Raw genomic sequence first — 20536 nt, forward strand, 5'->3', positions numbered from 1 at the left:
TGAGGGAATGCTTGATACACGCGGCGTCACAGGGCGTCAAGCCGGTTTTGACACCTGACTCAACTCCGCCCTGCTCGGTCGCATCCGCGAGACCAGCGCCTGCCCTTCCCGGCTCAAAAAGCTCCCAGACGCCTTCCGTCCGTTACGCCGCCTCAGTCCCCATTTTTATGCGGATCGTAACGGTTGACGATGGGCAGCCGCCAGTCCTTGCCAAAGGCGCGCGGCGTGATTTTCGGCCCGGGCGGGCTTTGCCGTCGCTTGTACTCGTTTCTGTCCACAAGCCGCGTCACCCGGTCCACCACCGCCGCGTCCATCCCGGCCGCCTTCATGGCCGCAGGCGAAAGCCCCCGCTCCACATAGGCCGCCAGCACCGGGTCGAGGGCGTCGTATTCCGGCAGCGAATCCGAATCCTTCTGATCGGGCCGCAGTTCCGCCGTCGGCGGCTTGACCAGCACCCGCGCGGGCACAAGGTCCGTGCCGGCCTGCTCGTTGCGCCAGCGCGACAGCGCATACACCAGGGTCTTGGGCACGTCCTTGATCACGGAAAACCCGCCGGCCGTATCGCCGTAGAGCGTCGAATACCCGACCCCGACCTCGGACTTGTTGCCCGTGGTCAAAACCAGCCGGCCGAACTTGTTGGAAAGGGCCATGAGCAGCGTGCCGCGAATGCGCGGTTGCAGGTTTTCCTCGGTCACGTCAAAGGGCCGGTCGCCGAAAAGCGGGGACAACGTGCCCAAAAACGCCTTGAAAATATCCTCGATGGCCGCCACGTGGAACGTGATGCCGAGCTTTTCCGCCAGTTCCTGGGCGTCCTCCAGGCTGTCGTCCGAGGAATACCGTGTGGGCATGGCCACGCCGAGCACGTTCTCCGGCCCCAGGGCGTCCGCCGCGATGACCGCCGTCAGCGACGAGTCGATGCCGCCGGAAAGCCCGATGCACACCCCGCCGAATCCGGACTTTTTCACGTAATCCCCGGTGCACAAAACCAGCGCCTGGTAGACCTCCTCGACCTCGCCCAGAAGCGGCGGCATGGCCGGCGGGTCAAGCGGCGCGCGCACGGAATCGGCGACATGGGGCAGGGGCACCCGCCTTGGGCAGTGTTCCAACTCGGGCTCCCATTTGCGGCAGCGCGGGTCGAGCAGCCGTTGCCGCCTGGGCAGGCCCGGATCAAGGTCGCACACGACCATGTCCTCGGCAAACTGCCGCCCCCGGGCCACCAGAGACCCGTCCGGGCCGAAAATGACGCTGTGGCCGTCGAAAACCAGCTCGTCCTGGCCGCCCACCATGTTGGCATAGGCCACATAGGCGCTGTTGTCCGAGGCCCGGGTGGAAAGCATCCGCTCCCGGCCGGCCCCCTTGCCCCGATGGTACGGCGAAGCGGAAATATTGACCAAAAGCTTTGCCCCGCCGCCATGGGCCTGCTCGGCCGGCGGCCCGCCGGGGTACCAGATGTCTTCGCAGACGCTGACCCCGAAAATGAACCCGTCCCGGTCGTAGACCGCGCTGCCCCGGCCCGTGGCGAAATAGCGGTTCTCGTCGAACACGCCGTAATTGGGCAGATAGCGCTTGGCCGTGATGCCGGCGACCGCCCCGTCATGGGCGACGATGGCGGCGTTTATGAGGTCGTCCTCGAACCACGGACAGCCGAAAACCGCCGTCAGTCCCCGGGCCTTGCCGGCGATGCGCCGCGCGCCCGCCATGCAGGCATCCAGAAAATCGGATTTGAGCAACAAATCCTCCGGCGGATAGCCGGAGACGACCATTTCAGGAAAAACCACGAGATCGGCCCCGATCCGGCGGGCCTGGTCAAGCCCGGCCAAAACCTTGGCCACATTGCCCCCGACGTCCCCGACCGTGGGGTTGATCTGGCACAACGCCAGGCGAAACGCGGCCATGCGGACCTCCTGCGACAAGTTGCGGCCATACGTAGCCCTTCTCGCCCCGGCCGGCAACCCGAGGCCGTAGCGGACCCGATACGACGCGACGCCTTGGCGCCCTCAAACGTCGCGGACTATAATTGACTTTGAAATTCATTATCGATACAGACTACTTCCAATACGCCGGCCTGGGGCCGGTCGCCCCCAAAAAAGGAGGAAATCCATGCAGTCCCAAGCATCCATCTCGTCGCGTCGCCAGGCCGGCACCTGGGCCAAACGCTTCTTCGGCCCGTCCCGGCTGCACCCCGACACCCCGGACGGCCGCGAAACTTCCGATTTTGCGGCCCCCAAAACCACTGCGGAAAGACGGTCTGGGGAAATCAAATGAATCGCATCCCGCCGGTCGCCGTGCGGCGACAACGGACAGCCGGACAGTGTGACGGAAAGGAGGACAGCCCATGACCGGCATGGGGTTTTCATGCGACGAAGGAGCCCGCCTCATAAACGCCCTGCTCGCCGAGTACCGTTTCGAGGCCAGAGTCAACCACCGGGGGCAGTACTTCTATCAGGCCCGCGCCTGGTGGCGCGGCCGGCCGGTCTTGTGCCGGCTCGCCGTACCGGACCTGTCGCGCCTGCCGGACAGTCTGTTTACGGAAATCTGGTGCGGCTACTACGACGCCAACGAACCCGAGAGCATGCTCGACGACGCGGTGTATCCCCATCTTTTCGCCTGCCTGGACGAGGCCGGATTCGAGCCAGGGGACAGGTCCCGGGAACAAGCCACGGGAGGCGGAATCAGGATCAGGCCCCGAGCGGCAGTTCCACGGTAAAGGTCGTGCCCGTGGCGGCGGTCGTGAACCCGATCTCGCCGTGATGGTCCTCGATGATGCGCTGACACACGGCCAGTCCCAGGCCCGTGCCCGATTCCTTGGTGGTGCAGAAGGGGTCGAACACCCGCTGCCGCACATCGTCGGGGATGCCGGTGCCGGTGTCGGTCACGGTGAGCCGGGCCTTGCGGCCGACGGCCATGGTGGCGACCGTGAGCGTGCCGCCCGCTTCCATGGCCTCGGCGGCATTTTTAAAAAGATTGATGCAGACCTGCTTGAGCCGGGCCGCGTCATGGGGCACGGGGGGCAGGTCCCCGTCAAGGTGGGCCGTGACCGTGATGGAGCGCGAGGACAGGGCCTCGGCCATGATGGCCAGGGACTCCTTGACCGTGGCGTTGAAATCCCGGGGCTCGATCTGGGGCGGAGCGGGCCGGGTGAAATCGCGCACTTCCGTCAGGAGCGATTCCAGGCGCTTGGCCTCCTCCTCGATGATGCCGAGCTTTTCGGCGTCGGACGTCTTTTCGGGCAGGTGCCGGCGCACCTGGTTGGCGAAGCCCCCCATGAGCATGAGCGGATTTTTGATCTCATGGGTCAGCCGCGCCGCCGCCTCGCCGATAGCCGCGAACCGCTCGGCCCGGATGAGCTTTTCCTGGGCCCCGAGCAGTTCCCGCGAGGTCTTGTCCACCTCGCGTTCCAGGGTCTTGGACCAGCGCAGGGCCAGGTGCATGGTCATGGCGAATCCGGCGAAGACCACCAGCTCGAACAGCCCGACGATGAGCCATTGACGCACCACCAGCCGGCCGATGATACCCTGCACTTCCTGCTCGGGCGCGGCCAGGGCCACGGCCCAGCGGTTGGCCGGGTGTTCGCCGGCGTCCAGGCGCACCGGGCAGTAGGCCACGAATTTGCGGATCACGCCGGTGCGGCCCCGGTGCCAGCCCGAGATGTACCAGTCCGTGCCCTGCTCGCCTTTGAGGACACGGGTGTTGATGAGCCAGGTCAGGCGCGACCAGTCGATGCCCGGATCGCGCTGCCGGCGCACCAGCAGGGAATCGTGGCCGATGAAGGCCTTGTCATAGTGGTCGAGAAAAACGCCCTTGTCGTCGATGACCCAGGCGTAGCCGGTCTCGCCGGAGCGTACGTCGTGGGCGTAGCGGGCGGCCACGGCGGCGGCGTCGACCACGAGGACCAACCCGCCCACGCCGCCAGACTCATCCGCCAGGGGCATGGTCATGTTCACCAGCATACGCCCGGCAAGGGGGCCCTTGGCCGGGGAATACACGCGACTGAGCCCAATGCGGCCGATGTTGGGGGAACCGGTGAAAAGGTCGTGGCACCAGCCGGGGCAAAGTCCCGGAGCGGACAGGGGCGTTCCCGAGGCGTCGTAGAACACGGGCGCGTCGTGGCCCGGGCGCAGCACCCCGAGCGCCGTCACGTTCCACTGGGCGAAGATGTCGTAAAACGCCGGCATGGCCAGCCACGGTTTGGCGTCGGCCGCGGTTTCCTCGCGCCACATAAGCGACAGCCCCTGCAGGCAGGTGTGCAGGAAGGCGAAATGATCGGTGATGTCGCCGGCAATCTTCTGGGCCAGAAGAAGCTGCTGGTTATTAAACTGGTCGGTGACCACGGCCTCGATGTCGTTTTTGGCCCGATACCCCATGCCGGCCACGGCGAGGGTCAGGAAAAGGCACACCAGGCTGGCGATGAGGATATGCTTGCGTGTCATCGACCTCCTCCGGCTTTTCACCACCTAGCTGAAATTTCCCGCCGAGGCAATTGGTTAGACCGATGGTCGAAAATGCGGCAGCGTCCGTGCCGGCAAGGCTGCCCTTGCGTCCGGGGCCGGGCTCGCGCATAAGGCCGGGCATGGACATGCGAGAAGACACGGAACTGACGCTGGTCGTGGACCGACTGGCGTTTGGCGGCAAGGGTGTGGCCCGGGTGGACGGGCTGGTGGTTTTCGTGGACGGCGGACTGCCCGGCGCGACGGTGCGGGCCAAGGTCACAAAGGTCAAAAAAGGGTTTGTCGAGGCCCTGGTGGTGGAGACGCTGACTCCCGCGCCCCAGGCGGTGGCCGCGCCCTGCCCCCATTTCGGCGTTTGCGGCGGCTGCCTGCACCAGGACCTGGACTATGCGGCCCAGCTTTTCTGGAAACGCCAGCAAGTGGCGGAAACCCTCTCCCGCCTGGGCGGGCTTCGGGACGTGGATGTCGCCCCGGTCGTGGCCTCGCCGGACATTTACGGCTACCGCAACAAAATGGAATTCGCCTTTGCCGGCCGGCTGCATCTGGGACTGCACGAACGCCAGCGCCCGGGCCGGGTGCTCGACATCGAGAAATGCCTGCTCATGGACGACCGGGTCGGCGACATCCTGGCCTTTGTCCGCGAGACCTGCGCGGACACGGGACTTGCCGCCTACGATCCGCGCACGGGCAAGGGTGTGTGGCGGCATCTGGTGCTGCGCCGTTCCCTGGCCACCGGCGGCCGGCTCGTCCACCTGATCACCGCCCCCTCGCGCCGGGCCGGAGACGCCTCCCAACATCTCGGCCAAAGCCTGCTGGAACGATTTCCCGATGTCTCGGGTTTCGTCCATTCCGTGCGCCGCAACCCCACGGCCGTGGCCATCGGCGAGCGGCAGATCTCCGCCCTCGGGGCCGACCACCTGGAGGAACGCATCGGGGACGTGCGGCTTCGCATCTCGGCCGACGCCTTCGCCCAGACCAACACCAAGGCGGCGGAAAAACTCTATGCCGTGGTTGCCCGGGCGGCCGGCTCGGCCCCGGACCGGGCGCTCTGGGACGTGTATTGCGGCTGCGGCGGCATCGCCCTGGCCCTGGCCCCGGGCTTCGAAACCGTCTACGGCGTGGAGGCGGACAAGCGGGCCGTGGCCGACGCCCAAAAATCGGCCAAGCTTTCCGAACGCAAAAACTGCGTGTTCAAGGCCGGGGACGCGGCAACGGTGCTGGCCGATCTGGCCGCGACCAAGCCGGCGGTCGTGACCATCGACCCGCCGCGCGCCGGCGTGGACGGGCAAACCCTGGCCGCCGTCATGGACGCCGCGCCGGACAAGCTCGTCTACGTCTCCTGCAACCCGGCCACCCTGGCCCGGGACCTCAAAATCCTAAGCGACCTCTACACACTCAACCAGGTCACACCCGTGGACCTCTTCCCCCACACCGCCCACATCGAAGTGGTGGCGGAGCTGCGGCTACGGTAAGAGCGTGCAGAACGTGCGAGAGGGGAACCCTTCTTGAAAAAAGGGTTCCCCTCTCGCGCTCTCCCCTCCCCAAAACTTTTAACGGTTATGGGTGGAACAATGGCAACATGCCGTAACCGGTAAAAGTTTTTTGAAAGGGGGTCCGGGGGGAAACTTTTTTGCAAAAAAGTTTCCCCCCGGCTCGTTTTTCAAGGAATCTTCAGCAACGAAACCAGCCACGCCAGGCGTCCCATGCCCCGACGCGCGTGGCCATGGCCGCGTAGCCGGCGGCTTCGGGGTGGTAGCCGTCGCCGCCCGCAATCAGGCTGTTGCGGTAGGTCGCATCGTGGCCGAGCGCCCGGTACATTTCCAGATAGGCTACGCCCATATCGTCACAGGCCCTGGCAAAGGCGTCGGAAATCTCCTCCACCCGTGCGCAGTGAGCGGCATCGAGCACCGGCGGCGGCCCGACCACCAGCAGCGGACACAGATTGGACACGTAGGTGGCGCAGGCAAAAAGGTTGTCCACCGACTCGGCCAGCTCCACCTTGCGCCGCCCGTCCTCCACCTTGGCGTCGTTGACGCCGAAGGACAGCACCACTCTGGCCTCGTCGCGGGGAAGAAGACGCGACGGCAGCTCGCGCCCGACCCGATTCTTGACGTGCCGGCTCGTTTCGGAGCGCACGCCGAGGTTGTACATGGTGAGTTCCAGGCCGGCCACGGGTGCGGCCGCGCAAAGCCTCCCCACCCAGCCGAGATAGCAGGGATCACCCACGCCGACGGTCAGCGAGTCTCCCACAAAAGCCACTCGCATGGTTCCCTCCTTCCCTATCGCACACGCTGTTTCACGCGGTTCCGTCCTAAAATGCCCGACGTCCCGCAGGGGAGTAACCGGCCCACCGTGACGTCGAGACCCAAACCCGATACGGTCTTTCTTTTCATATTACTGGAGACGCCCCCGGACGCCAAGGGCTTTTGACGGGCACACCGCCCGGTCGCCGTCCGCCCCCCGGACGGTTGCCTTCCGAGGAACGCGCCCCCCGCCCGATCCGTCTCCTCGGCGAAGACACCTCGTCAGGCCCATGCCGCTGTTACGCGCACCGGATTTCCTGGCACACAGAAATGCGTATATGGCGGAAGCGATATTGTAGTCTCCCCTTCCCGGGATCGATCCCCGCACGCATGTTTGTCCCCGTGTCCACTGCACGAATTATTTTTAGTAAAAGCGTGTCACTTGACGATATCCAACCACTCCCTCATATTAAGATAGAATGTTTACCCGTCAAACCAGGCGAAAATAAACGACTGGTGCATGGCCTTTTTTGCGCCGTACGCAACGCCGCGCCAATACCGCATCACACATTTTCCAGGGAGAAACCTATGAACGGATTGACGCCGCATGCCGGTATGCTGGGCATGTTGTCCAACGCCACGCCGACGGTCCTTTTTGTCCTGAGCGTCCTGGCGGCCATGTCCGTCGGCTGCTGGAGTATCATCCTGGTCAAAATCTTCACCCTGACCAGGGCCAAGCGGGAGGCGGCCCGGGATTACATCCGCTTCCAGAAGGCCGATAGCCTGCGCACGGCCATGCAGGAACTCGGCGAGTCCCGCGCGTCACCATCCTTTCACGTGGGCCGCCTCGCCTTCGCCGAACTCGTGCGCATGGAAGAAGCCCCCATGCCCCCGGTCGAAAAAAGCCGCGTGACCATGGACAACATCCGCCGCGTGCTGCGTCAGGGCGTGACCGAGGAACTCGGCAACCTGTCGAAAACCCTGCCCTTCCTGGCCACCTGCGCCAACGCCACGCCCTTTATCGGCCTTTTCGGCACGGTCTGGGGCATCATGAACTCGTTTCATTCCATAGGCCTCATGCAGTCCGCCGCCCTGGCCGCCGTGGCCCCGGGCATCTCCGAGGCGCTGATCGCCACGGCCATCGGCCTGGCCGTCGCCATCCCGGCCGTCATCGCCTACAATTTCTTTCTCGGCTACATGCAGACCATCGAACGCGAACTGGTCAATTTCGCCGGCGCATTCCTCAATCGCATCCAGCGCGAGGTGCGCTGGGCGCCTATCCCCGCGTCGCAAGAGGAAGTCGCGCAAAACGCCGTCGGAGGGGCCTAGCCATGATGGCGGGCGGCTCGGGAAAATTCCTCGGCGACGTCAACGTCACGCCCTTCGTGGACGTGATGCTGGTGCTGCTCATCATCTTCATGGTCACCGCGCCCATGATGACCCAGGGACTACAGGTCGACCTGCCGCAAACCCGCGCGGTTTCCGTGCTACCCAAGGAAAACGAAAGCGTGGTCCTGACCATCAAGGCCGACGGAAGCCTCTACCTCGACAAATACCAGGTGGAACTCGGCGACCTGGAAGGTCAGGTGCGACAGCTCGTGACCGCCCAGCAAAAGCAACTCTTTCTCCGGGCCGACAAGACCGTGCCCTACGGCACCGTGGTTGCGGTCATGGGCGTGGTCAAAGCCGCCGGCGTGGACAAGCTCGGCGTGGTCGCCGAGGAAGAAAAGAAGAGTTAGGATGGGGAGGGAAAGAACGAGGAAAAGTGCGAGAGAGGAAACCCTTTAAAAAGGGTTCTCCCCTCTCGCGCTCTCCCCTTCCTAAATTTTATAGCTGAATCAGTTTGATATACTTAGCTTTATCTTGTTAAAAGTCTTTGGGAGGGGGGTCCGGGGGGAACCCTTTCTACAGAAAGGGTTCCCCCCGGCTCTTTCACTCTTCCGTCCCTACTTACCGAAGCTGAGCCAGTGGCCGGTGTCGTCGGGCTCGATGACGTAGTCGTCGATGCCGGCGGCGCGCAGCATCCGGGCGTGGGTGTCCGGGTCGGTGCCGGGCCTCTTGGGTGGCACGCCGTTGGCCCAGGCCGGATGGCGTCCGGCCATTTGCTTGCAGATGGCCTCGCGCATGGCCGGGGAACCGAGCCCGCCGCCGAGATAGGCCCGCCCTTTCGGCGTGAGCACCCGCCGCACCTCCCGGAACGCCCGGGGCAGGTCGTCCCAAAACATGACCGAGCCCCGGCTGACGACCAGGTCCACGCACCCATCGGCCAGCGGCAGCGCGGCCACATCGCCGAGCAGCACCCGCACCCGATCAGCCATGCCGCGCCCGGCCGCGTTGTCCCGGGCCGCGACCAACATGGCCGGCAACTTGTCGTACAAAATTACCTCGAACGCCCCCATTCCGAGCACGGCCAGTCCCAGGTCTCCGCCGCCACAGCCGAGGTCGAGGCACCCCCCCCCGGTCAGGCCTGATTCCCGCACGAAGCGCTCGGCATAATAGGGATAGACCGGCGCGAACACCTCCCGGCTAATGGCCAGAAACCCCGCTACATCGTCATCACGCATGCGAAATCCTTATGAAGGGGAAAGAGGATGCGAGAGGGGAAACCCTTTAAAAAGGGTTCTCCCCTCTCGCGCTCTCCCCTTCCTAAAGTTTATAATGGGTGAATTTATAACTGGATAAATGTTAAGCAGTTAACTTTTAGTAAAAGTCTTTTGGGAAGGGGGTCCGGGGGGAACCCTTTTCTTCAGAAAAGGGTTCCCCCCGGCACGTTTCCAATAGTCTTATTCCATCTTATCCTGACGATGGATAACAGCCATGAGGCCTTGGTTGTAGAGGTTTCGGGCGAAGCATTCGCAGGTCACGTCGCAGCCGGTGCACACGTGCATGAACATGCTGCGGTTACCCACGGCGATACTGCGGCCGCTGTAGGCCTCACCGATGGTGTCGGGAGGGAGTTCTGTGAAGTAGCCGGAAAACGGGTAGGGTTTGTGTTCATCGTCGTCGAGGTAATAGCGGTAGCCGCCGTTGTGCTGGAAGATGGGGTGTTGGCCGGTGGAGATGGCCAGGAACTGGGCGTCGCCGGGTTCGTAGCGAAACCAGTCCAGGCCGTTGGCGCAGCTCGTCGCCGGCACGCCGAATTCCGCGCAACCCACGCCCTCGACAAGGGCCAGGGCCATGCGTTCCCCGGCGGCGAGCCTGGAGAGGATCTGCGCCCGGATGTCGGTGAGGGAGGCGACGGGGCCGAGGTTGGCCGAGACCGGAATCACGGTGCTCGGCTCCGGGATCATGAGCAGGCGGCGCAGCGACGTGCCCTTAAAATAGCCGCCGGTCGCGGCCACGGCCATGTACTCGGGCAATCTGGCCCCGTCGGCCGGGCCGCCGCCGAAGAGGTCGAGGATATCCTGTTTCGAGACGATGCGCGAAAGGCTCGGATGATGGCGGAGCGCGTCGTAGTCGCGGGCCGACAGGTCGTAGAGCCCGGCATAGTGGGCGCACCAGTTGCTGGTCACGGCCAGGCCGTCCAGGTTTTCCAGGTCGATGGGCGTCTTGGCCGGCACAAGTTCGCCCGTGCCGACCAGCACGGTGGTCATGCCGGACGCCGCGGCGAAGCGGGCCGCCTCGGCGAACGCGCCAGCCACGTGTTCCCGGCGTTCCTCCGGGGAAAGCGGGCTGTAGCGGCAGGAATAGTACTGCTGGGAATAGGACAGGAAGGCGAACCCCGGGGCGTAGCGGTCGATCAGGTCCAGGGCCGTGTCCGTGACCCAGGCGTTGCTGCCCCGGTCGCGGTCGCCGGGAAAGGGATGGCGGTCGAGGAGCCCTTTGACCATTTCGGTCGCGGGCGCGTCCGACTCGGTCGGCCGGCCGCTTTGCAGGTCCACCACCTGCTGCCATTGCCGCGCGTCGAGAATGGCCAGACTCATGCCGTCGCCTCCTTGATGTTCCAGGCCATATGGGAGCCGCACAGGGCGATGCGCGCGCCGCAGGACGGACAGAGGTCGCCATGGCAGTGGAAGGTGTCGAGCTTGTCCCCGCCGCAGCCCAGGCTATGACGTTCGATGACCACCGTGCCGCAGGAGGGGCAATGGGTGTTGACCCAGCGCGAACCGATGAAATTGTGGAAGTAGACGTAGTCGAGCCGGCGGCCGCAGTCCTCGATCCTGGCGCTTATGGCCTCGATGCTGGGGTAGTCCTCGCGTTGCATCTTGTATTCCGGCAGCAGGCGGAACACGTGCCAGGGGATGTCGCGGCGGATATCGGCCAGAAAGGCGGCCATGGCGTCGAGTTCGTGATCGTTTGTGCCCTCGATGACGGGCGTGGTCACCTCCACGTGGACCTTTCGCGCCAGGGCCGCGATGTTGCGCAGGATCGGCCCGGCGTCGGGCACGCCCAGGAATTCCTGACAGAACTCCGGCGACAGCCCTTTGAGGCTCACGTTGACGAAGGAAAAGACCTTGGCCAGCCGCTCGGTGGCCTCCACGGTGGCATAGCCGTTGGTCAGGCAGCCCATGGGCATACCCACGGCCCTGGCCTCCCGGGCCACCTGTTCGAGGCTTGGCAGCGAAACCGTGGGCTCGTTGACGGAAAAGACGATGGCGTGGCAGCCGTGCTTGCGGGCCTTGTCCACCAACGCCTTGGGGGACAGTTCGAGCATGATGTCGGTCAGGCCGGCCGGATCGACCTTGACCACTTCGGCGTTGGAGCAATAGCGGCACTCGAAGTTGCAGCCGGCCGTGCCGATAATGAGGCAGCGCGCCCCGGGCCAGGCATGGTAAAAGGGCACGGTTTCCACCCGGGAGACGGCCGTGGCGCACCACCTGTCCGGGAACCGCTCCTCCACGCCCGTTTCCCCGGCCCGGTACATTCGGCAGTAGCCGTACCCTTCCGGTCCGAGCCGGCAGCGTCGCTCGCAAAAGCCGCATTCCATGACGTCACTCCTTGCCGCGCCTGCTGCGCGGCCGGGTTATTATCGCAGCACCAAGGGCAGGTGGCGTCAAGCCCAGCCACGGCCCAGAAACCAGATAAGAATCGCCGCAACGCCCAACAACGCGTCGCCGGGCGTGAGCCGGACCCTGGCCCCGCGCGCCAGGGCATCGCCGGAAATGCCCCGCATCTCGAGGGACAGGGCCAGGTCCGTGGAACGCTTCACCTGGGCCAGGAAGACCGGCACGAAAAGCGGCAGAAAGTTTTTGGGGTTGACCAGACGCTTCGGCGTAAAGCCCCGGCAGCGCTGCACGGTGATGACGTGCATGGCCAGGGAAAAGACGTTCGGGACCATGGTGGCCAGGGTGGAGACGAAAAGCACGGCCTTGCCCGGCAGACGCAGGCCGCGCAGGGACAGGAGCAGGTCGGAAAAGGTCGTCCATTTGACCACCAGGATGTCCGCCAAAACGAGCAGAAAAAGGCGCAGGGAAAAAACGGACAGCCAGGACAGGCCGAGGAGCACGCCCTCGCGCCAGGTGGGGGCCTTTTCCACGCCGCCGAGAAGGAAAATGAACAGCAGCGTGGGCAGCGAGGCGGCAAAGACCACGAACATCACCCACACGCTTTTGTCCCAGTCCCCCGAGACGGCAAGGGCCCCGGCCAGAAGGACGATCAGGCCGAGCAGCACCCGCCAGTCCTGGCAATAAAAGGCATAGGCGGAAAGGGACAGGGCGAAGAAGCACTTGCCCAGGGCCGAGGAGCGTTTGAGCGTGGCGATCATGGCGTTGCGAGATGGGGGTTTGGGCCGTCGGAGACGACGTGACCGTTTTCGAGGCGCACCCAGCGCGTGGCGGCCATGGCCGCGAAGGCGTCCTCGTGGGTGGCGAACAGGATGGCCCTGCCCTCCCCGGCCAGACGCCGGACGATCCCGGCCATATGGGCCATGTTGGCGTCGTCGAGGCCTGTGGTGGGCTCGTCCAGGCACAACACGGCCGGCCCGGCCACGAGGATGGCGGCCAGACACAGCCGGCGCTTCTCGCCGAAGCTCAGGGAAAACGGCGCCCGCTCGGCCATGCCGGCAAGGCCGAGATTCGCCAGGATATCCCCGCAGCGCCGGGACAGCTCCTCGCGGGGCACCCCCAGGTTGGCCAGCCAGTAGCCGCACTCGGCCTCCACGGTGTGGGCGAAAATCTGGTCCTCGGGATTCTGGAACATGAGCCCCACGTCGCGCGCCGGGGTGAGCCCGGGTCCGAGACGGACCGCGCCGGAGCCTGGCCTGGCAAGCCCCTTGGCCAGATGCAGCAGAGTCGATTTGCCGACGCCGTTGGCGCCGAGCAGGGCCACGGATTCGCCCGGCCGCACGACCAGATCGACGTCCCGCAGCACCGGCTCCTCTTTGGCGTAGCCGAAGGAAAGATTGGAAAAGACCACGGCCGGCTCCCTGGCGGCATCGATCGGCGCAAAGGGCGGCAGGACAACTGCCTCGGCCGGATTGTCCCGGGCGGCGCGGGCCATGAACGGACCGTCGTCGACGAGCCTGCCGTCGGCCACGGACAGCACGCGCTCGGCAAAGCCGGACAGCCGGGCCAGGTCGTGCTCGATGACAAGGACGATCCAGCCGTGGCAGCGGCACAAACGGCCCAGATGGGCGAAGAGCCGGTCCGCGGCGGCGGCGTCCAGGTAGCTCGTGGGTTCGTCGAGAAGCAGCACCTTGGGCTCCATGGCCAGCATGGACATGACGGCGGTCAGCTGCTTTTGGCCAAGGGACAGCCGGGACACGGGCGCATCGCGGCGCGCGCCGAAGGCGTAGCGGTCAAGGAGCGCATCGGCCACGGCGGCGCAAGACGCCTCGTCCCGGCCGCGCACCCGAAGGGCCAGGGCCAGCTCCTCGTAGACCGTGCGGCAAAAAAGCTGGGCCTCGGGGTTCTGGCCGACCAATCCGGCAAAGCCGCACGGCGCGCCGTCCGCGCCATCCGCGCCGTCGAAACGCAGCATCCCCGTGGTCTCGCCGGCCAGGGCCAGCCGGTGCGCCCCGCACAGATGATAGCCCAGGGTGGATTTGCCCGCGCCGGAGGGTCCCACGATGCCCACCCGCTCGCCCGGCGCGATGCGCAGGCTCACGTCGGCAAGGATGGGCCTGTCCGCGCCGGCCGGCACGAAAGAGACGCCCCCCAGTTCGATCATGGCGCCAATCGCAGCATGGCCACGGCCTGAAGGCCGCCGACCCGTTTCCAGACCGTAAGCGCCAGCCACACGCCAAGGGCGTTGATGCCAAGCGAGGTGACCAGGGAGATGCCGAAAAGGACTTGCGAGGCCGTGGCCCAGGGCATGCCCATGGCCACGCGCGCGACCATGGCGGCGCTCGGGCCGATGAGCCCGCCGACGAGCATGGCCACGTAGGTCCGCCCCCGCGGCATGACGCTCCGAAGCCAGGTGAAAAGCGCGTCGTACACCACGCCCTGGACGAGCGCGGGCACGAGCTTCATGAAACCGGGGTCGCCCCCGGCCGCCGGCATGAAGGCGGCGGCCAGGAGTCCCCAGGCCAGCTCATAGGCGATAAGCGTGCCGAAGCGGTCGAGCATCAGCCGCGTTATCACCATGAGCATGACCGAGACGACCATTTCCAGCCGCGCCACGGCGTGGATGGTCGTCAGTTGCAGCGCGGTCTTGAACACCATGCCCCAGCCGAAATCCAGCGCCACCATGGAGGCGAAGAAAACGACCTGGGCCGTGGTCAGACCGCGCTTTTTCAGAACTTGCATGACAGTTCCATGAAGAGCATCCGTCCGGGATTGAGCGTGTTGGGGTTGTGCGCGTCGACATACTGGTGATTCAGCAGGTTCTCGCCGGAAAGCGACACGGTGAAGTTCTTGCCGTAGCCGCCCAGAAAATCCAGGTTACGCCAGAGCTTGGCGTTGACCAGGGCGTGGGGCGGAATGATGTTGGCGTCGGAGTTGAGGTCGTCGCCGTACATGAGCCCCACGTACTGCACGGCAAACTTGGCGTTGACGTACTTGTTGAGCCAATTGAAACCGCCATTGAACGAATTCTGCGGCACATAGGGCAACAGCTTGCCCACGAGATCGGGACGACCCGGGAAGTCGGCCACCCGGGAATCGTTGAAGGTGTAGTTGGCGAAGAGCGTGAACCGCTTGAGCACGTCGATCCCCTGGAACTTGAACGGATCCCATTCGCCGTTGAGTTCCATGCCCCAGATCTGCACCTCGCCGATGTTCTGCTTCTGGAAGATGCCGGGGAGGACCGTCACATAGGACTGGAAATCACGCCCCACGGAAAAGTAGCCCGATCCCGACAGGCGCACGTTCTCCAGCGGTTGCCAGTCCGAACCGACCTCGTAGGTGTCGAGTTTTTCCGGCCCGAGCGACGGATTGGAGATCTTGGAGCCGCCCTTCATCTTGCCCGTACGGTACATGTCGTCGAGCAGGGGGGCGCGGAAGGCGTGGCCGTAGGATAGGTAGGCGCTGAGGTTGTCCAGGAAGAAGTATTTGACCGAAGCGCGGGGGCTCCAGTCGTCCCAGGTATGATCGGGATAATACTCGGTGTACTTGCTCAGCTTGGCGATGTTCGTGTCGTAGTGGCCGTCGAAGGTGGTGGCGTTGTCGTAGCGCAGGCCGGCCAGGAAAATGAGTTTGTCGTCCAGGAACTTGAGCTGGTCCTGGGCAAAGAGGCCGTAACTGCGAATCTTGCCGTAGTCCGTGGCGAAGAGGGGATCGGTGCGGTAATAATCCGTGCCGTCCATGATGCCGAGGCTGTAGTCGAAGCCCACGGTGAAGGTGTTGAAACCCACGACCTTGGACAGGTTGGTGAGCAGGCCGTAGTTCTTGCGATCAACCTTGGAATCGGTGCGGCTGTAGCTGTCGAGGTTCGTGTAGTCCGACCAGGATTCATTGGTGCGGTCGTAATGCACATCCTGGAAATAGGCGTTTATCACCGTGGACCAGCCGCCCCAGGAGCCGGTGAATTTGCCCTGCCAGGCGTCGGTGTCGTAGCCGCGGTGCTTGCCGTCGTAGGCGAAGTATTCCGTACCCTCGCCGGCCTTCTGGTTATCCTTGGTATATTGGAACTCGAGGTTGTTGCTTTCGTTGATGTCCCAGCCGGCCTTGATGTTGAGCGTCTTTTCCCGAATGAAGGAATTGACCGAAAAGGGCGTCTGCTCGTCGCTCGGCGTGGCCATGTAGCCGGGCGAGTTGTGGTACCGGGCGGAGGCCCGCAGATAGAGGGCCTTGGGCTCCTCGGAGGTGCGCAAGGCGGCCACGCCCCGCACCTGCCAGTCGTCGTAGGTGCCGTAGGTGGTGGAGGCCGAGGCCGAGGCGACCTTGGTCGGCTTCTCGGTGATGATGTTGATGACGCCACCCATGGCGTTGTTGCCGTAGATCGCGGCGGCCGGGCCCTTGAGGATCTCGATGCGCTTGATGTCCTCGAGGTTGATGCGGTTCCAGTTCACGTCGCCCATGTCGGAACTGTTCTGGGGCACGCCGTCGATGAGCACCAATGTGCGGCCCTGCTCGTTGCCGAGCCCGCGCAGCGACACCACCGATTTAAAGCTGAACACCCCGCTCGGCCGGTACACGTTGGCCCCCGAGATGTAGGAAAGGGCCTCGTCCACGGTCTGGACCGGCATTTCCTTGAGCTCCCGCCTAGTAATGACGGTGACGCTGCCGGGCACGTCCTTCATCGGCTGCTCGGTGCGCGTGGCCGTGACCACCATGTCGTTCATCCGGGTGTCCGCCTCCCCCGACTGCTGCCCGGCGGACAACGACGGTGCCAAGCACACGCCCGCAAACAGTACCATGACCATGAAACGCTTCATGTTCCCCCCGTGATCGGCCCGCATCCGCAAGCCCGTTGAATCCCTGCCATCACCGAACGACGCGACGCGCCATCCGGCCCCTCGCTCCTCCGCGCGGCCCCGCCCGACCGGCCCTGTATGCCGGCGGCCGACCGCTTTTGTTTGCCGCCGATTAAGACCCACGCCGCGGGATGCACCGCACCCGCCGCGCTCCATCCACGGCTACGAAACCCTGAAAACAAACGCCTGACGCACTGACGACTGCTGTGCCTACTATCACGATTATTCTTATATGCATGACAGTAAGGTATGTCCAAAAAAGCAGACGTTATAATTCAAATACCCTCTCGGCAAAAAGAGGAACAAAACAGCACTACAGGAGCATATCTTGACATCGGCAGTCCATTAGGGGAAGGTTTCAAAAATAGCAATAGTACACGATTTTTAAATAATCGTGATACTTCAACGTGTTTTCCATTCAACTGGACGGATCATCGTCTTTCCCCGCGCAGTACGCTATGGAACACTATACCGAGCACATCCTCCAAGACATGGAACAAGACGCGGCCTTCCTGGATGCGGGGCCGGTCATCTGCGAGCAGTGCAGCCTGGAGGAACTGGAAATCATAAGGTGCACGCTGTTCGATGCGGCCACGGACAAACCGCGCCGCAACGAAGCGCCCTGGCTATGGCTCGCCCTGTCGCTTGGACTGCATGCCGTGCTGCTGGTGTCCCTGGCCGCCGCCGGGGTGTTCACCCTCACCCACGAAGAGCGGCCGCTTGAAACCGTGGTCGAGCTCACCCTCGGCGACCTGGCCGGCCCGGGCGGGAGCGGCGGAGACGGGAAACTGCCCGGCGGCGGCGATGGCCGACCGGCCGGAGCGGTCACTTCCCCCCCGGACGCCGCCAAACCGCAGGCCATGGCGCAGGAGGAGAAAACGAGCCCCCCGCCGCAGCAGGCCACGCCCGTGCCCTCTCCGGAAAAAGCGCCGACTCCTCCCACGCCACAACCGGCACCGGCAGTCGCGCCCAAACCCAGGCCGGAACCGACGCCCAAGGCGCGGCCTGAAACCAAGCCGGCCGCCAGACGCCCCCCCCGCCACAGCGCGCGCCAGGTGCGGCCGGAACCAGCGCCGGCGGCCGCGCCGGTCGTGGCCGCTTCAGGCGGGCATGGTCAGGGAACGGGTCTGGGAAGCGGAGAAGGCGCGCCGGGCATCGGCGGCCAGGAAGGGGGCAAGGGACCGGGACATGGTCCGGGAACGGGAGGCTCCGGCGGCGCGGGCCCCGGCGGCGGGGGCGGCGGCGAATATGTGGGCGCGTTCGGCACGGGCGACGGCCCGATGTTTCGGCATCGCACCCTGCCCCGTTATCCCGGCAACGCCAGGATCGACGGCGAGGAAGGCTCGGTGGTGCTGCGGCTTTTCATCAACGCGGCCGGGGAACTGCAAAATGCCGAGGTGGTCCGGCAGACCAGCCTGGATTTCGCCCGTTCGGCGCTCGTGGCGGTCAGGGCCTCGACCTTTTTCCCGGCCAAACGAGGCGGCCACCCCGTGCCCTGCCGCGCCTTGCTGACCATCCGGTTCAAGCTGGACTGACCCGCCCCCGGCAATGTCGCCCTGCGGGCAAGGCCACACGCGCCCGCGCGCCAGACCGACACGTCCCCACCGGTCACGGCGACACGAAGGGGGGCATGGGCCTGCGCAGCGCGGCGCACCCGGCCCCCGAACCGCCGCTGCGGCGGCGACCATGTTCAGGATTTTATACCCGCCCCCTGGCAGGCCGCGAGCGCCCCGAGGCCCGGTCCGGCCGGAAAGCCGGTCGCGTCAAACGCGGCGCTCCCCCCCGGGAAGGCCCGGAAACGCACGTTCGGCGGCGGCAGGCCCACGACCAAAATGAAAAAGGCTTTTCGGGAGCCACCCGAAAAGCCTTTTTCCAAAAAGTGTTGTTGAGAGGAAGGATATTTTCTCTCTAGCAGGCTCCGTGCCAGGATGCCGCATCCGGCATTTTAAACATTTTTACGTCTCTTTTACGGCAGGTTAGAATCGGAACTAGACAATAGGCCAGCGAAGGCGGCCCCCAGGCGCGTACAGAATTCTGTACCTCGCCCAAAATGTCTCTGAAACCGGGCCAAGGATTTGTACCCGGCGCGATCGCCGCCGCCAGACGCCTCCCGCATCACGCACGCGCCGTGCCGCATCGCCCCGCCGCAACGCCCGCCCCGGCAAGGAAGACCCACGTTGCCCCTTGCCCCCGAAGCCCTGGCCGCCTATATCTCTGCGTCACGAAATCGTCATAACGTCGCGATGGTTTCGCCACACAAGGATCACGTATGGCCAACCGTTCCATCCGCTTGCACTTTCTCCTCTGGACCTGGGGATTTTTCCTGCTGGTCCTGTGCGGGGTCTTCATCTTCGTCACGAACCGGGCCGAAAGGGCCCTGGTGGAGGAGGCGGAGCAACGGGCCAAGGCCTCCCTGGACATGGTCACCTTCCTGCTGGCCCGGGAACCGGCCCTGGAGACCGAGTCCGGACTGGCCCAGTTCGCCGATACCCTCGGCGCGCATCTGGGGCTTCGCTTCACCTACATCGTCTCCGGCCGGGTCGTGGCCGATTCGGCCGTGCACGCCGCGGGCGTTCCCGCCATGGAGGACCACGCCGGACGGCCCGAGGTGCTCCAGGCCGCAGCCGGCGGCGTCGGCCAGGACGTGCGCAAAAGCAAAACGCTCGGCCGCGACATGGTCTACGTGGCCAAGGCCTATGCCGGCGGCAACGGCGTGCCGGCGGGCATTTTGCGACTGGCTTTGCCAGTGTCGGCCCTTGGCGGGGAGCTGTCGCGGTTTCGCGACGGGCTGCTGGCCGTGCTGGCCCTGGTGTTCCTGGCCGGGGGCGTGGCCGCTTTCGGCCTGGCCCGGAGCATGTCCCGCTCCATCGGCGAAATCGCCAACGTGGTCGCGGCCGTGGGCCGGGGCCACTACGACCGGCGCATCCACATCGTCCCGGCCCGGGATTTCGCGCCCCTGGCCGGAGCCATCAACGTGCTGGCCGAGCGCATCGGCGACCATGTCCGGGAAATCGAGGAACACCGCCAGCGCCAGGAAGCGGTGTTCGAGAGCATGGCCGAAGGGGTGACCATCCTGGATGCCGACGAGCGCATCGTGGCCGCCAACCGCGCCCTGCGGGAGATGTTTCCCAAGAAGGCCGACCTCGTCGGCCGCTCGCCCCTCGAGGCCGGCATGCCGCTGTGCGTGGAGCGCGCCCTGGCCGCCTTCGACCCGGAGGGCGGCACGGCGCAGCGCGTGGGCCGCTTCGAGCTGCAAAACGGCAGGGTGACCGAGGTGACCGTGGCGGCCCTGCCCGGCGAAGCGCATACGTCCGGACGCGTGGTCACCTTTCACGACGTGACCGAAGCCGCGACCATGGACCGCATTTTCCGCGACTTCGTCATCGACGCCTCCCACAACCTGCGCACCCCCCTGACCAAGGTGCGCGGCTTCGCCGAGACGGCGCTCACCATGCTCACCGACCAGACGCCCGGCCAGTCACCCGACGCGCCGGACGGGGCGCAGGGAACGGACGCGGCGACGCAAGCGGCTCCGGCCAAGGCGCTCGACGCGGTGGTTCGCGCCGCCGACGACATGAAGACCATCATCGACGATCTCCTGGCCGCCGCCCGCGACCGCTATGCCGCCGCCAGGGCCGCCGCGGCCAGCGACGTGCTGTCCGCCCTCAAGCAGGCCATGGCGACCCATGCGCCGCTGTTTCGGGCCAAGAAGGTGACGGCGTGGCTGGAAAACGCGCCGACCGGGGCCTTCCCCGTGCTGGCCGGACACGAGGCCATGGTGCGGGCTTTCGGCTCGCTGCTGTCCCAGACGCCGGACGCGGTGGAAGTGGCCGTCAGCGTGACGCGGGAGCAGGACTGTGTGGAAGTGCGTTTCAGGGGTCCGGCCAATCTCGACATTGTCCTGCCCGTGGCGGAGCTGTCTCCGTACGGCGGGGAAGCGCTGCTCGACGGGGCCACCCGGGTGGTGCGCCTGCCCCTGGCCGGCGCGAAGCAGCGCGATTTCGGGAAACCGGCCTGACGCACGGTTTCCCCCTACAAGCAGCCAAAAAAGC

Annotated in this window: 17 protein-coding genes; 7 read left to right on the forward strand and 10 right to left on the reverse strand. The window is 65.3% G+C overall.

Annotation, left to right across the window (positions count from 1 at the left end):
* Positions 1-152: 152 nt before the first annotated feature.
* Positions 153-1895, reverse strand: coding sequence for an NAD+ synthase (locus tag K9F62_00440; protein UJX41207.1), 1743 nt, complete (start codon positions 1893-1895; stop codon positions 153-155).
* Positions 1896-2100: 205 nt separating this feature from the next.
* Here K9F62_00440 and K9F62_00445 point away from each other — a divergent pair, with 205 nt between their 5' ends.
* Both K9F62_00445 and K9F62_00450 read left to right on the forward strand, forming a co-directional pair.
* Positions 2101-2265, forward strand: a complete 165-nt coding sequence (locus K9F62_00445; protein ID UJX41208.1) for a hypothetical protein — start codon at positions 2101-2103, stop codon at positions 2263-2265.
* A gap of 70 nt (positions 2266-2335) precedes the next feature.
* Positions 2336-2707: a hypothetical protein gene (locus tag K9F62_00450; GenBank protein ID UJX41209.1), complete on the forward strand. Its 372-nt coding sequence runs from the start codon at positions 2336-2338 to the stop codon at positions 2705-2707.
* Here the strand turns inward: K9F62_00450 and K9F62_00455 are convergent.
* Positions 2679-4430: a sensor histidine kinase gene (locus K9F62_00455; GenBank protein UJX41210.1), complete on the reverse strand. Its 1752-nt coding sequence runs from the start codon at positions 4428-4430 to the stop codon at positions 2679-2681. The genes K9F62_00450 and K9F62_00455 overlap by 29 nt on opposite strands.
* 140 nt (positions 4431-4570) lie before the next feature.
* Between K9F62_00455 and rlmD the strand changes: the two genes are divergently transcribed.
* The gene (gene rlmD / locus K9F62_00460; GenBank protein ID UJX41211.1) at positions 4571-5920 is read left to right on the forward strand and encodes a 23S rRNA (uracil(1939)-C(5))-methyltransferase RlmD; all 1350 of its coding nucleotides are present in this window, start codon (positions 4571-4573) and stop codon (positions 5918-5920) included.
* A 199-nt stretch (positions 5921-6119) separates the two neighbouring features.
* Here rlmD and K9F62_00465 read toward each other — a convergent pair whose 3' ends face one another.
* Positions 6120-6713, reverse strand: coding sequence for a lysophospholipase (locus K9F62_00465; protein ID UJX41212.1), 594 nt, complete (start codon positions 6711-6713; stop codon positions 6120-6122).
* 566 nt (positions 6714-7279) lie between these two features.
* Here K9F62_00465 and K9F62_00470 point away from each other — a divergent pair.
* On the forward strand, positions 7280-8020 hold the full coding sequence (locus K9F62_00470; protein ID UJX41213.1) for a MotA/TolQ/ExbB proton channel family protein: 741 nt from the start codon (positions 7280-7282) through the stop codon (positions 8018-8020).
* A gap of 2 nt (positions 8021-8022) precedes the next feature.
* Complete coding sequence (tolR, locus tag K9F62_00475) at positions 8023-8430, forward strand: protein TolR (GenBank protein ID UJX41214.1); 408 nt, start codon at positions 8023-8025, stop codon at positions 8428-8430.
* 207 nt (positions 8431-8637) lie between these two features.
* Here the strand turns inward: tolR and K9F62_00480 are convergent, their stop codons facing one another.
* The 7 genes from K9F62_00480 to K9F62_00510 all read right to left on the reverse strand — a co-directional run bounded on the left by K9F62_00480 (position 8638) and on the right by K9F62_00510 (position 16445).
* On the reverse strand, positions 8638-9255 hold the full coding sequence (locus tag K9F62_00480; protein ID UJX41215.1) for a class I SAM-dependent methyltransferase: 618 nt from the start codon (positions 9253-9255) through the stop codon (positions 8638-8640).
* 219 nt (positions 9256-9474) lie between these two features.
* A complete protein-coding gene (locus tag K9F62_00485) occupies positions 9475-10614 on the reverse strand; it encodes a hypothetical protein (GenBank protein UJX41216.1) in 1140 nt (379 codons plus the stop codon).
* On the reverse strand, positions 10611-11618 hold the full coding sequence (locus tag K9F62_00490; GenBank protein ID UJX41217.1) for a radical SAM protein: 1008 nt from the start codon (positions 11616-11618) through the stop codon (positions 10611-10613). Before K9F62_00490 ends, K9F62_00485 begins: the two co-directional genes overlap by 4 nt.
* 66 nt (positions 11619-11684) lie before the next feature.
* Positions 11685-12395, reverse strand: coding sequence for an energy-coupling factor transporter transmembrane protein EcfT (locus tag K9F62_00495; protein UJX41218.1), 711 nt, complete (start codon positions 12393-12395; stop codon positions 11685-11687).
* Entirely contained in the window at positions 12392-13798 is a 1407-nt protein-coding gene (locus K9F62_00500) for an energy-coupling factor ABC transporter ATP-binding protein (protein ID UJX41219.1), read from the reverse strand. Before K9F62_00500 ends, K9F62_00495 begins: the two co-directional genes overlap by 4 nt.
* Positions 13795-14376, reverse strand: coding sequence for a hypothetical protein (locus K9F62_00505; protein UJX41220.1), 582 nt, complete (start codon positions 14374-14376; stop codon positions 13795-13797). Before K9F62_00505 ends, K9F62_00500 begins: the two co-directional genes overlap by 4 nt.
* A complete protein-coding gene (locus K9F62_00510; protein ID UJX41221.1) occupies positions 14364-16445 on the reverse strand; it encodes a TonB-dependent receptor in 2082 nt (693 codons plus the stop codon). The genes K9F62_00505 and K9F62_00510 overlap by 13 nt, the downstream gene beginning before the upstream one ends.
* A 497-nt stretch (positions 16446-16942) precedes the next feature.
* On the opposite strand from K9F62_00510, the gene K9F62_00515 reads away from it, so the two are divergent.
* Positions 16943-18019, forward strand: coding sequence for a TonB family protein (locus K9F62_00515; GenBank protein UJX41222.1), 1077 nt, complete (start codon positions 16943-16945; stop codon positions 18017-18019).
* 734 nt (positions 18020-18753) lie between these two features.
* Complete coding sequence (locus K9F62_00520; protein ID UJX41223.1) at positions 18754-20502, forward strand: PAS-domain containing protein; 1749 nt, start codon at positions 18754-18756, stop codon at positions 20500-20502.
* The last annotated feature ends 34 nt before the right edge of the window (positions 20503-20536 follow it).

The sequence above is a fragment of the Desulfovibrio sp. JY genome (assembly GCA_021730285.1).
Lineage (GTDB): Bacteria > Desulfobacterota > Desulfovibrionia > Desulfovibrionales > Desulfovibrionaceae > Solidesulfovibrio.